General features: G+C 67.4%; 8 protein-coding genes. 6 read left to right on the forward strand and 2 right to left on the reverse strand.

Features of this window, described 5'->3' with window-relative positions; translation table 11 throughout:
• Nucleotides 1-236: 236 nt before the first annotated feature.
• The 3 genes from C8D87_RS46515 to C8D87_RS40160 all read left to right on the forward strand — a co-directional run bounded on the left by C8D87_RS46515 (nucleotide 237) and on the right by C8D87_RS40160 (nucleotide 2,417).
• Nucleotides 237-467: an STAS domain-containing protein gene (locus tag C8D87_RS46515; protein WP_170166755.1), complete on the forward strand. Its 231-nt coding sequence runs from the start codon at nucleotides 237-239 to the stop codon at nucleotides 465-467.
• 281 nt (nucleotides 468-748) lie between these two features.
• On the forward strand, nucleotides 749-946 hold the full coding sequence (locus C8D87_RS40155) for a hypothetical protein (protein WP_215732624.1): 198 nt from the start codon (nucleotides 749-751) through the stop codon (nucleotides 944-946).
• Between the two features lie 493 nt (nucleotides 947-1,439).
• Complete coding sequence (locus tag C8D87_RS40160; RefSeq protein ID WP_112231445.1) at nucleotides 1,440-2,417, forward strand: L-threonylcarbamoyladenylate synthase; 978 nt, start codon at nucleotides 1,440-1,442, stop codon at nucleotides 2,415-2,417.
• A 38-nt stretch (nucleotides 2,418-2,455) separates the two neighbouring features.
• Here the strand turns inward: C8D87_RS40160 and C8D87_RS40165 are convergent, their stop codons facing one another.
• Entirely contained in the window at nucleotides 2,456-3,094 is a 639-nt protein-coding gene (locus tag C8D87_RS40165) for a carbonic anhydrase (RefSeq protein WP_112231447.1), read from the reverse strand.
• A 461-nt stretch (nucleotides 3,095-3,555) separates the two neighbouring features.
• Here C8D87_RS40165 and C8D87_RS48770 point away from each other — a divergent pair, with 461 nt between their 5' ends.
• Nucleotides 3,556-4,290, forward strand: a complete 735-nt coding sequence (locus tag C8D87_RS48770) for an NUDIX domain-containing protein (RefSeq protein WP_112231449.1) — start codon at nucleotides 3,556-3,558, stop codon at nucleotides 4,288-4,290.
• 3,890 nt (nucleotides 4,291-8,180) lie between these two features.
• Here C8D87_RS48770 and C8D87_RS48775 read toward each other — a convergent pair.
• Nucleotides 8,181-8,312 carry a hypothetical protein gene (locus C8D87_RS48775; protein ID WP_267899923.1) on the reverse strand — a complete coding sequence of 44 codons (132 nt, stop codon included), beginning with the start codon at nucleotides 8,310-8,312 and terminating at the stop codon, nucleotides 8,181-8,183.
• A 1,824-nt stretch (nucleotides 8,313-10,136) separates the two neighbouring features.
• On the opposite strand from C8D87_RS48775, the gene C8D87_RS40180 reads away from it, so the two are divergent.
• Both C8D87_RS40180 and cas5c read left to right on the forward strand, forming a co-directional pair.
• Complete coding sequence (locus C8D87_RS40180) at nucleotides 10,137-12,332, forward strand: CRISPR-associated endonuclease Cas3'' (protein ID WP_112231453.1); 2,196 nt, start codon at nucleotides 10,137-10,139, stop codon at nucleotides 12,330-12,332.
• Nucleotides 12,333-12,336: 4 nt separating this feature from the next.
• Entirely contained in the window at nucleotides 12,337-13,029 is a 693-nt protein-coding gene (gene cas5c, locus C8D87_RS40185) for a type I-C CRISPR-associated protein Cas5c (protein WP_215732625.1), read from the forward strand.

Raw genomic sequence — 13,029 nt, forward strand, 5'->3', positions numbered from 1 at the left:
GTGAGCAGGAACAGCGAGCCGCGGCGGAACGTCTCTCCCAACGGCGGTGGCGGGCTGACAGGCCCGACGGCCACGGCCTCTTCACGGCGGCGGCGCCGATCAGCGTCCACAGCCTGCTGACTCGTGCGGGCGCGCGTGACCCAGCCCTGCTCCGCGTCGTCTCGAGCAGGCTTGCGTGCTCGTGCAGGCCGGGGCTGCGGTGGTGCCCGCTGCCGACGTGGGCGCGGAGTGTCGTGATGGACGATCAGCGAGATGATGAGTCGCTGTCGGTCGCCGTGCGGACCCGACGCTGCGACGGCGTGCTCGTCACGGTCGCCAGAAGCGACATCGACGACGAGGCTGGTCTGCTGTACGACGAGGTCCACGCTCAACTCGGCCGGCGTCCGCCGTTCCTGGTCCTGGATCTCCGCAGGGTCACGTTTCTGGGGTCGACCGGGCTCCACGCGCTGGTCAACAGTCGTGGCTGAAGCCGTGGAATCGGGAACTCGGCTGCTGGTTGTCGATGACCCCGTGCCGTGCTCTGGCCACTGACGATGACCAATCTGGATCGGCTCGTCGAGCTGGCCGACGGCACCGCTCAGCTCGCCACATCTCGGCCTGGCGCGTCGAGCCCTGGTTCGGATGCTCCGGCGTACCGGCGACGAAGCGCTCGTTTGCCCGAGAGCAAGCACTACGGGAACGCCTGCACGAGCGGCTCACCTCGGCGCTACCCGGCCGAGTCCACCTCAACGGCCCCGAGACGGCCCGGTTGCCCAACACGCTCAACATCAGCATCGACGGCATCACAGGACAGGAACTGCTCGACGCCACAACAAGTGCCGCCTCCACCGGCTCGGCCTGCCACAGCGGCCACCACCAGCCCTCGCCCGTGCTCGCCGCCATGGGCACGCCCGCAGATCGCGGCCTCAGCCCAGGCTGGCTCGCGGCATTGCCGAGCAGCGCATGATCGTTGGGCCGTCCAGCCGGTTGACGTGCCTGCCCACGCTCGCCCTGGGGCGTTCGACTCTCGCGAGGCTTCGCGGGCGGGGCCAACGGCAGCGCAGCTCGGGCCTACCCGCGCAGGCGTCGTACGTGGAATGGCACCAACTGGTCTGTCAGGTAGCGCTGGTCACGGCGGCCGTCCGAGCGGCGCGGCGAACTGGTGGCCGCAAGCGGTGAGCGCCGCGCGTTAGGACACCTCAGCACGTCTCCTGCAGTGCTGGCGGGCCCGATTGCTCTGACATCGATGCTCGCAATCGCGTGCATCAAGCCGTCCAGACCTTCGCGTGAACTGATCCACATGGACGGCGAGTTATCCACAAGCTGTGGACGGCTCGCCTTTGCGCTGACAGGTTCGTGCTTCGTTCTTCGGGGTCGCGGTGCCGTCGGCCTTGTCTCGCCATCATGCGTCGACGAGGCCGCGGAACGCGGGGATCGGAGACAGTGAGAGGATTGCGAGGGTGTCGGCAACTACCAGTGACACCGAGAAGGCAGCCGGGGTGCTCCGGGCCGGAGGCCTGGTGGCCTTCCCCACCGAGACCGTCTACGGTCTGGGCGCGAACGCCGAGGACCCCGGCGCCGTGGCGCGTGTCTTCGAGGTCAAGGGGCGCCCGCCCTCACACCCGCTGATCGTCCACATCGGTGGCGCCGAGCAGCTGGGCAACTCGGTCGAAGACGTGCCCGAGACCGCGCGCCTGCTGGCTGAACGCTTCTGGCCGGGGCCGCTGACGCTGGTCCTTCGGCGCGGCCGTCGGGTGCCGCTCGAAGCGACGGGTGGTCTGGAGACGGTGGCCGTGCGCGTGCCGGACCACCCCGTCGCGCTCGCCTTGCTGTCAGCTTTCGGCGGTGGTGTGGCGGCTCCGTCCGCCAACCGGTTCGGCTCGGTCAGCCCCACCACGGCGAGCCACGTTCGTGTGGAACTCGGCGATGCCGTTGACTTTGTGCTGGACGGAGGCCCCTGCGAGGTCGGTGTCGAGTCGACCATCGTCGACGCCACGGGTGACGTCCCGAGCGTCCTGCGGCCCGGCGGTGTGACGCGGGAGGATCTCGAGGCGGTGCTGGGCTTTCCGCTTGCGGTTCCTTCGACGAGCCGCGTCCGGGTGCCCGGCCAGCATCCGTCGCACTACGCGCCGCGGGCGCGGGTCGTTCTCGTCGAGCTCGAGAAGCTCGTCGTCGAAGCAGAGCTCGCACAAGAGCTGGGCCATCGGGTGGGCGTGTTTCTTCCCCCGGCCATCGGCGGCGCCTCGGTGAAGGTGCATGCCGCGGTGGAGATCCCCGACTCGATGGCCGCCTACGCACGCGGGCTGTACGGATTCCTGCGCGAGCTCGACCAGCGGGGATGTGACCTCATCTTCGCGTCTTTGCCGATGGAGGCCGGGCTGGGACTCGCGATCGCCAACCGGCTCCGCCGCGCTTCGGGACCCCGGCCCTCCGACTGACGTCGCCGACGGTTTGAGGCCGTACCCGGCGCTGGCCGTCACGATGCGGAGACGGAAGCATCCAGCCCGCGGGACGCAACCAGGTGCGCACCGCCGTCGGCCAGGCGGTAGCACAGGCCGACCACGGCGGCCTGGCCGGCAGCCACCCGCTCGGCGAGCAGCCGGGAGCGATCCAGCAGCAGGTCGACGGTCCGGCTGATGTGCTCGACGAGGATCTCGTCGGCCTGCAGGCGCCCGGCAGCGCGCGCCGCCAACACGCTGGGCGTGACGCGCTCGACGACATCCCGGATGTACCCGGCCGGCACCGTGCCTTCGTCGAGCGCGGCGCACGCCGCACCGACCGCGCCACACGCGTCGTGACCGAGGACCACCACCAGCGGGCAGTCCAGCACGCCCACCGCGTACTCGACGCTGCCCAGGACCTCCGTGCCGATGACGTGGCCAGCGGTGCGTACCACGAACAGATCTCCCAGGCCGCGGTCAAAGATGATCTCGGCAGCCAGCCGGGAGTCAGAACACCCGAACAGCACGGCGAACGGGCGCTGGGCCGGTGCGATCTCGGCTCGGCGTGTCGCGTCCTGGTTCGGGTGCTCCGGGGTACCGGCGACGAAGCGCTCGTTGCCCGAGCGCAGCAGCTCGAAGGCTTCCTTGGGAGTCGGGGACGTGAGGTCGGCCATGGCGGCAGCCTAAGTCAAGCCGTTGGCTGTCGCGGCTACTCGGTGTGGTCGCTACCAGTCGACGGGTGGCTTCTCTCCAAAATGGACGCCCTGATCTGGTTTCCCTGATGAGCGGTCTTCCGTGCTGTCAGCGGTGTGGAGATCGAGGCGGATGCAGTGCCGCACATGAAATGACCAGCGCGGCCAATACCAGGATGGTCGTGGCGAGGTCGAGGAGCATCCCGATCAGGTAGTGGAAGAACATGGTCAGTCCTGCGATGAGTGTGCGTGTGGGGTGGGGCGCCGGGTACGCAGGCTGGTCAGGCTGACCGTTTCCAGGACGGCGATGATGACGGCGGGCGAGACCGGTGTCGGAATCTGCGGTACGGCGTACAACGAGCCGGAGCCGACTTTGTTCTGAGCTCCGGCGGCACTCGTGCAGGCTGCCGCCCAGTCAGCCGACCACGAGGAACGCCCGCCGGATGTCCGCCGCCGTCACCACGCCACGCGTCGGCGCTCGGGTGTTGTTGCTCGACGCCCACGACCGCGTGCTGCTCATCCACGCCTGCGATCCGCTCGACCGCGGCCGCGACTGGTGGGAATTGCCGGGCGGCGGCCTGGACGAGGGCGAGGAGCCGGTCGACGCGGCTCGCCGCGAAGTAGCGGAGGAGACCGGGATGATCGTGCGGCGTCTCGAGTTTCCGGCATGGATTCAAGATCATCTATCCGAGCCGACAGCCACGCTCAGCTCGAGCTACATGACCGACGACCTCGCCTGGCGCGTCGCCGTGCAAGACCTCGAACGGCACCCGGTGTACGGCCCACGTCTGGCCGCCAAGGTCGCGGCGATCTGTGGTACCTCGCCCAGTCGTTGGAAGGCCTTGGCGGCGAACTCGACGATGTCACACTCCCAGTTGCTGGCCGCGACGTTGTTCAGCAGGCTCGAGGCGGCTGAGCGAACCGGTCGTCGTAGCGCGAAACAGAGGGCTTCTGAACTCGGCTACGGAGTCCGCGGCTCGGTGGTTGGATGGACCGCCACGCGTCCAGGTGCCGCGCTTCTGGATGGCGTTCTTCAGGAAGGGGTTCTGCGTGTCCGCGCTCACCGACGACATCCCGTTCGGTCCGTTCGAAGGAAGCCCAGTTCGCGCGTACACGACCGGCGGGAAGAACACCCGGCTCCATGCCCGTCGCACCTGTTCGTCGCTTCGCGGTTCTGAGGCCGTCGAGCTGACGGTGCCGCTCGAGGCCGCGACAGTTCGACGAATGTGCAGTGCATGCGCCGAATGGGGCGTGTGGGGCCGACCCGCGACAGCACTCGGCATCTTTCTCGACGCGCTGATGGGGACGGGCCTGCTCTACGAGCTGGACCAGTACACGCCGGACGACGTCGACGAGGACCTGGAGGGACGGGATGTCGCCAGGGCGGCGGAACTCTTGTCGGCCAGCGGTTGGCCTGACGATGACGAGCTGGGGGAGGAGTACGAGGACGCGCGGAAGCTGCGCGACGATCTGCTGCTGCCTGCGTGGCGTAGTGCGGCGGAGAGTCTTCACGCCGCGCACGAAGTGATCAACCGCTACTCGTGGCTGCGGGAATGGGCGCGTTCGCGGATGCAGGTGAAGGCGGGCTATGCCGAGGAGCTTCGGCGGTTGTTTGCGAGCGTGCTCGTTCCCGCGAACCTGGTCGACGCGGCCGCGGTGTCCCTGATGTCCCAGCCAGGCTCGGCCAGGAGTCTTGATGATCTCAAGGTTCTCGGCGACGTCGAGTCCGTGTTGAGGAAACTCTGGTGCGCGTGGCAGCGCGAAGCGGCGACAGACTGGTGTGGGCTCGAGGAACATCCGCTGCCCGTGTACCGGGTGCTCGAAAGCGTGATGGGCCGGAAACGCAAGGGCCGGGACGAGGCGGACCGTGCGCTCACCGGCCTCGTGGACCAGTGGATCGGTGTGGCGCGAGCGGCTCGCGATGACGACGGGGCCTCGGACCGATGGTTGATTGCCACTGTCCCCGGCGCGGGAGAGCGGAACGACCGCGCGGAACGCCGCCGAGGTTTCGAAGGCATGCTGTCACGGTGGGAGATCGGTGTCGTGGCTGTGCACGCCACGGCGATCGATTGGAGTAGCCGGGTCGCGCTGCTCCGTGTGCCGGAACTGATCGCTCGGCGCTTGCTCGACGGTGGCAGCCTGGACTGCGTGGAAGTCGACGAGCCAGCCACCACACCGGTCGAGACCCTCAACGCCTGGATCGAACAACACATCCCTGAACCCGATCCTGGCCTTCTGCCGGGTGTTCTCGACGACTGCCGGGTAGCCGAGCGGAAGCTGGTTGGGCCCGCTGCCGCTAACGCCCTTCGCGCGACTGATGCGGGAGAACAGCCCTACCTCGTCTACTCGGTGGAGGACGGCGTGGAGGTGCTGACCCTCGACACCGTGGCGGCCAGGTCGGCGAGCGGATGGCGTGGCGTGATCGTCGCGAGTGCGTCGGATCTACCGGAGAGCCTGATCGAGCCGTGGATCGACGAGATCATGTCCGCGACTGATGGGGACACCGACGAAGATGTGGGCGGCCCGCTCGGGATTCAGGCGGGAGAACGCCGCCTGGTGCTCCTCAGCCGCGGTGATCGCCGGCGAATCGAGCACAACCTGCGCATCCTGGCCGTCGTCAGGTCCGCTTCAGACCTGCGTACTCTTGACGACGGCGACGACACGCGACCGGTGCCACATGCCGTGTGGCAGGCCCTGCTCTCACCCCACCAACTCGACGTCACGCCGTTCCTGCCGCAAGACCATGAGGACCGGCGTCGGCGCGCAGGTCTCGGGCTTCCGTTGTCAGTGCTGGCCTCGGTGCAGCTCTACACGACGAACCTCGGCACCTTCTACGGCAAGGGACACTCGCCGTACTGCAGCCACTCACGTGGCCGGCAGTTCGTTGCCGCATCTCATGATCTCGTCACTTTCGCCGATCTGCTGCGGCTGCGCGGTCCCGACTGGTGCGGCGTGTGCGGCGGCTACGCGGTTCGCCGCCTGAACACCGCCCAGCTCGCCTACTACCGATCCGCGCAGGACTTGCTCGACATCAGCGAACAGCTCGACGGATGGCAGCGGACACGCGGATATCAGCCCCTGGATCGTGATCACGTTGCGAGGCTGATCTCCAAGCTCGACGTGCTGGCGGAGCGACAGCCAGGTGAACGAGCACCAGGATTCGACTCAGACAGCGAGGGCTGGAGGCAAGCGGTACGCGAGGTGAAGGAAAAGCCAGACGTCTGCTGAAGAACGGCGATACATGATCGATCTGGTCGACATGACGGGTGGCCTGGCGGCCGCGACTGGTTGCTGCCTCGTCCAGTACGCAACGCGGATGCCTGGATCACCCAGGCAAGATCTGATGCCCGCACCAACGTCGGTTCGAATCGAAGGTAGCTGGCGGGCACGCCGTCGCGCGTGGCGCGTTTCGGCGAGGATCGCAACCCCAATCCCCACCAGGTCGACCTCGACCTCGACTAGTAGCGTTGGGCCTCCGCACACGGCGAGGATCGCAACCTAGTCAACGCCATCGAGACGGTGGGGCCGCTGCTGCATCGCCGGGCGTTCATGCTCGGCGAGGATCGCAACTTAGCGCCGAATGCACCGCAGCGTCCGAGTAGCGCCGGGCGTCCGCGCCTAGCGAGGATCGAAACCTGCATGGCAACGGAACCCTGTATGCGGTGGGTGAAGCGCTGGGGGTTTTCGGGCCCAGCGAGGATCGCAACTCCAGCCGGAACTCGAACGAGATGGAGGTCTTCTCAGAAGCGCTGGGCCTCGCTGTCAACGGCGCGGATCGGAACCAGTGCAACAACGACGAAACCGAAGTCGCGGCCACGAGGCGCTGCGCCTCCGCGCCTAGCGAAGATCGTGACTACCTCGCGCAGCAGCACACCAACGGCTGGCTGCTGCGAAGCGCTTGGCGTCCGCGTCCAGCGAGGATCGCAACACCAAGACCGAAGCCGGAGCATGCACCGTCTGCGTCGCGAGGCGCTGGGCCTCGGCCCCAGGGAGGATCGCAACAGCCGGCGCCACCCACGGCGAGCAGGAAGGCGCCGCAGCGTCCGTCCCCGCGAGGATTGCAACGAGCAGTACCAGTACCGCATCCCGGCCGAACGCGCCGGAAGCGCCGGGCCTCCCTGCTCGGCGAGGATCGCAACAACCAGGACTTTGCAGCCGCGGCGGTCGACGCCACGGCAGCGCCGGGCGTTCGCGCTCGTCGAGAATCGCAACAAGGGTACCCACGACGACTTCCACGTGGGTGTGGTCCAGCAGCGCCGGGCGTTCGCGCTCGGCGAGGATCGCAATGACGTCACCAGTAACCGGCCTACTGGGCAGCATGGCGAACCACCGAGGCGTTCGGGCCCGGCGAGGACGCAAGCTCAGCAAGGCAGTGCCGGGTGTCCGTACTCGGTGGACGCAACGACACTATCGTCTCGTGGTACCTCAATGACGAGCCGGCAGCGCTGGGCATCCGTTCCCAGCGTGGATCGCAGCGAGAACACGGAAATTGAGGCCGATATCCCGCTGGAGCCCTGGGTGTTCGAGCCTGGCAAGGATCGCAACATTAGGTCAGCCTCGGTCGCTCCGTCCTCACCGGCGGCTGCGCCCGTCGAGGATCGCAATATCGGGTCATCACCATAACGGGAGAGTCCGACACGAAGCGCCGGGCTTCGGCGCCCAGCGAGGATCGCAACGGGTTCAGATACGCCTTGGTACGCAGGCGCTTGCCGTCGAAGCGCCGGGCGTCCGCGCTCAGTGCGGATCACAACAGCAAACGAGCCGACAAGCGAGGGAGGTCATCCAGGAAGCGTCGGGGGTCCGCCCCTCGGCGAGGATCGCAACGTGGGCAACGTCGGCACGCTCAGGTCCGGCAACAACGGAAGCGTCTGGCATCTCGCTCGACGAGGACCGCAGCACCGTGGGCGGGACCAGTTCGGCCCAGTCCGGGTTCTACAAGCGCTAGGCATCCGCGTCGGAGAGGATCGCAACACCGGTTGGGCTGTCGACCCGCGCCCGCGCGGCTTGAGTAGCGCCACACGTCCCGGCCCGGCGAGGATCGCAAACCCGCGACAGAGGAAGGCCCTGACTAGGGCAGCAGGATCGCAAGGACGTAGACGAAGACCAGGGCGGCCTGGAGCGCGTGCAGCGTTGGGTGTCCGCGCGCCAGCGAGGATCGCAACCCGGTCGTCGTGCGCGGGAGCGGCAGGGAGGATCGCAACGGCTTGGTCCTCGTGACCTCGTCGAGGCGTACACCTGGAAAGCGCCGGGCGTCCCCCGCTTGGCGAGGATCGCAACATACCCATGACCAGCACGTGAGTGGCGTTGCGCGCGAAGCGCCGGGTCGGGTGAGGCGTGGTGCCTATCGCAGCAGCGGCTGGTCTCGCTCGGCGAGGATCGCAACAACGTGGACAACGTGGTGGAGATCCACCAGGAGGCGAAGCGCCGGGAGTCTGCTCGCGGCGAGGATCGCGATCCCAACACGGCCGCCAGACAACGCCGTGACGGCCCGCGCCCTGCCGAATCAGACCGGCCGGGGCAGGTGGTTCCGTCAGATCCTATGGCGTTTGTTCGCGGCGGGGATCGCCACACTGGCCTGGTCGTGTCGAAGTACCTTGTAATGTCTATCAGCAGGAGGACGTCAACGAGTTCTCGGTGGAAGCGCCGGGTCTTCGCGCCTGCCCGGTGAGGATCGCAACGCGCCAATCAAGCTCGCCACGATCGTGACGGCGTCCGGAGCGTCGGGCATCAGCGCCCGGCGAGGATCGCAACGAGGATTGCAGCGACGAGACGAACCCGGTCATCCAGATGAAGCGCCGCGGCTGCGCCTGGCGAGGATCGCAACCTGCTCGAAGCAGAAGGCCGGTTCACTGAAGTCAGAGCGCCGGGAGTCCGTGCTCGGCGAGGATCGCAGAAAGACCAACGCGACATTGTGGGCGCCGTCAGCATGGAGCGTCGGCCGTTCGTGCCCGGCGAGGATCGCAACATCACCCCCGCCAAGTGGGAGCCGTTCCGTCTACTGAGGCGCTGGTCTCCTTGCCCTGCGAGGATCGCAGCGCCACCACGAACGCACCGCCGAACACAGCCTTGAGATGCGCTGGGATTCCGCGCGCAGAGAGGATCGCAACCTGATCGAGTAGTACCGCTACGATCCCACCGAACGAAGCGCTGGGACGCGGCGCCCAGCGAGGATCGCAATCGCCTTAGCCGAGCCCGCTGGATCCTCTGGATCGTCGAAGCGCCGGGCACTCGCGCTCGGTGAGGATCGCAATGCGGCGGACACGCGTACCATCTTCACGGTCGCCGGTGGAACCTCGGCGTTTCGCACCCGGCGAGGATCGCAACCACGGAGCGAACCACAACGCCTGGCCCGTGCGTGCAGCGCCGGGCGTCCGCGCCCAGCGAGCATCGCAGCTTCTTGTTGCCCTCGTACTCTCGCAGGATTCCGAAGGCAACGCCGACATCAGCGCTCTGCGAGGATCGCAACGACTGCGAGACGATAGAGCTAACGGAGGATGCCAAGTAGCGCTGAGCGTCTGTACTTGGCGAGGATCGCAACGGCTGCACGGCCTACATCGCGTGGGGCACCGAGACGAAGCGCTGGGGGGCTCTGTGTCCCTAGCGAGGATCGCAACACCGAGGCGCTTGGCCACTACGTCTCTCCAGTGACTCAAAGCAGCGCCAGGCGTCCCCGTTTGGCGAAGATCGCAACGGTCCCGAGTACCGACAGCCGGATGGCGACGTCTAACAGTGCTGGGCCCCGGTGCTCGGCAAGGATCGCAACGAGGATGAGCTCGCCAAGACGGGCGCGTCGTACGCAGCGCGCTGCCTCAGCAGGTCGGCGAGGACGCGACTGCTGCTCGTCTTACGTCGTCGAGCTTGCCAAGTCGTCGTCGGCCGCGCGCGCCGATGAGGACGAGCCTGTCGATATGAGCGTGAGCCGGACGGTGGTCTTCACTCGATCGTGTGAACGTTGGCCGAGTTGGCCCGCGATCGAGGGCACGAGGGCCAGTTTTTGTCGGTGCTCGCGTGTACGCCTTCGGGCGTGGAGTCGAACGAGAATGAGGACCTTTGCCTGTGGGCGCACAGCGAGAACGAGAAGGGGGACATGCATGGCCTGGTCGAGCACCTGAGGGCGGTCGCTGCTCTCGCGGCTGAGTTCGCTGGGGTGTTCGGTGCGGCGTCGCTGGCTTGGTGGCTGGGCATGGTTCACGACTTGGGAAAGGCGGCCGAGGGCTGGCAGGAGCGGCTCTTGGCGCTGTGCGGCACTCGTGGATCCGTTGGGATCGACCACAAAGCGGCCGGAGCCAGGTTCGCGGTTGAGCGGCTCGGCCTGTGGCGCTTTGCCATGGCCGTGCAGGGCCATCACGGCGGGTTGGAGAGTCCCGTTCTGCTGCACGGATTCCTGACCAGTCCTGATCGTGATCGGTCAGCCGAGGAGCAGTCCATCGGCCGGTTGTCGGCGCTGGTGCCGGAGTTGCGGGATCCGACGCCGCCGCAGTGGCCGGCGTGGGCCCGTTCCGATCCGTTGGCGGGGGAGATGTTGCTGCGCATGGTGTTCTCCGCGCTGGTGGATGCCGACTACCTCGACACGCAGGCGCATTTCCGGCCCGGTGAAGCTTCCGCGACGATGTCCGTGGGCATGCGGGAGTTGCTCTCCAGGTACGAGGACGCACGCGGGAAGCAGCTGGCCAACCGGCCCGCGTCGGCGATGGACGGGTTCCGCTCGCAGGTGTATGACGACTGCTTGCGAGCGGCGGAACTTCCGCCGGGTTTCTTCAGGCTGGCCGCGCCTACTGGTGTCGGCAAGACCATCGCCGCAGGCGGTTTCGCGTTGCATCACGCGGTGCGGCATGGCATGCGGCGTGTTGTTGTGGCGGTGCCGTTCTTGTCGGTGACGGACCAGAACGCGAAGGTGTACCGGGATTGGCTCGACGCCGACGGTTCAAGCCGTGTGGTGCTTGAACACCACACGGCGGTGAACGTCGAGTCGGGACCCGGTGGTCGGTGGCAGCGGCTGGCGGCGGAGAACTGGGATGCGGAGTTCATCGTCACGACCACGGTGCAGTTGTTCGAGTCGCTGCACTCCAGGACGCCGTCGCGGATGCGCAAGCTGCACCGGCTTGCGCGCTCGGTGATCGTGCTCGATGAGGTGCAGGCGATCCCGGTCCATGTGCTCGAGCCGGTGTTGCTGGCACTGCGGCAGCTGGTGGAGCACTTCGGCGTCACCGTGCTGCTGGCGTCGGCGACTCAGCCGGAGTTCTGGCACCTGCCTGTCGTGGACGGCATCGAACCGGTGCCCGTCGTTAGCGAGCCCGAGCGTTTGTACGACACGTTGAAACGAGTCCGCTATCGCTGGTGGACCACGCCGAAGCCCACTCTCGCCGAGGTCGCGGCTGAGGCGGCGGTGCGATCGAGGGCGCTCGTCGTCGTGAACACCACCGATCACGCGCGTGCGGTCCTGACCGGGTGGCAGGCATCGACGTCGTCGGCGGACGTGCGGCACCTTTCGACCCGAATGTGTTCGCGGCATCGTCTGGACACTCTCGACGAGATCCGCGCGCTGCTTGCCGGACCCGGTGACGTTCTGGTGGTGTCGACCCAGCTCGTGGAAGCCGGCGTCGACCTCGACTTCCCCGTCGTCTACCGCGCGATCGCCCCGGCCGAGTCGATGCTGCAGGCGGCGGGCCGCTGTAACCGGGAAGGCTGCCTGGGCCACGCTGGCGGGCTCGTCGTGTTGTTCGACCCGGTCGAGATCGGTTGCCCACCTTCGTATGCGGTGCCCCTGCACGAGACCCGAAAGGCCTTCGGTCCCTCAGCCGGCAAAGCGGAGCTGGACGACCTGAACGCATTCGCCACCTACTCCGCTGCCGTGTACTCGTCGTTGAACCCGACAGAACGCGGCCAGGCAGTGGTGGACGCGCGCCGTGAGTGGGACTGCCCGCGCGTCACAGACCTCTTCCGGATGATCGACGACCAGAGCGTCCCCGTTCTCGTCGACTACCGGCCGACCGGCGACCAGCAAGCACGGGATAGGGCGGATCGGGTGGTCGCGGCAATACGGCGCGGCCGGACGCCTCGCCCGCACGAACTGCGCCACCTGCAACCGTTCCTGGCGTCGATGCCGCGCACACGCGCGCTGCGCGACGACCGGGCCGTTCCGCTCATTGGCGACCTGCACGTCTGGAACGGCCGCTACGACCCGCACCACGGAATCGACCTTGACCCGAAGGAGCACTGAGAGAGTGGCCCGCAAGAACGCGACCACGGACGCGCCGATCGTGTTGGACGTTGTCGGCGACTTCGCCTGCTTCACCCGGCCTGATGCCAAGGCCGAGCGGATCAGCTATCCGATGATCACCCCGAGTGCGGCGCGCGGGGTGCTCGAAGCGGTGTTCTGGAAGCCGGAGTTCAGCTACCGCATCCGCAAGATCGAGCTGTTGCGGCCGATCAGCTGGTTCCGGATCCGCCGCAACGAGGTCTCCTCCGCCCCGGCGTTGTCCACGATCCGCAAACTCGGTGACGGTTTCCGCTTCGATGCTGCAGCTGATCGTGATCAGCGGTTCACCCTGGGGCTGCGGGACGTGGCTTACCGGATCCACGCTGACATCGAGCTGAAGCCGCACACCACGGACACCGTCGCCAAGTATGTCGCGCAAGCCCAGCGCCGCATCGACCGCGGTGCGTGCTTCGCCCAGCCGTACCTCGGCAGTCGTGAGTTCTCCGCCAGCGACTTCGGGCCGCCGGCGAGCGGTGTCGAGCGCGTGTCGCACGACGAGTACCTGGGGATCATGCTGCTCGACGTCGATCACAGTGTGAGCCCGGCGCGGTCGACCTGGTTCACCGCCTGGCTGCGCGATGGTGTGCTCGACGTTCCGCCGGAAGGCATCCACGACCCGGCCAGGGACGAACAGGGACGCGGTGAGCGATGTTCCTGA

It is taken from the genome of Lentzea atacamensis, assembly GCF_003269295.1.
GTDB lineage: Bacteria > Actinomycetota > Actinomycetes > Mycobacteriales > Pseudonocardiaceae > Lentzea > Lentzea atacamensis.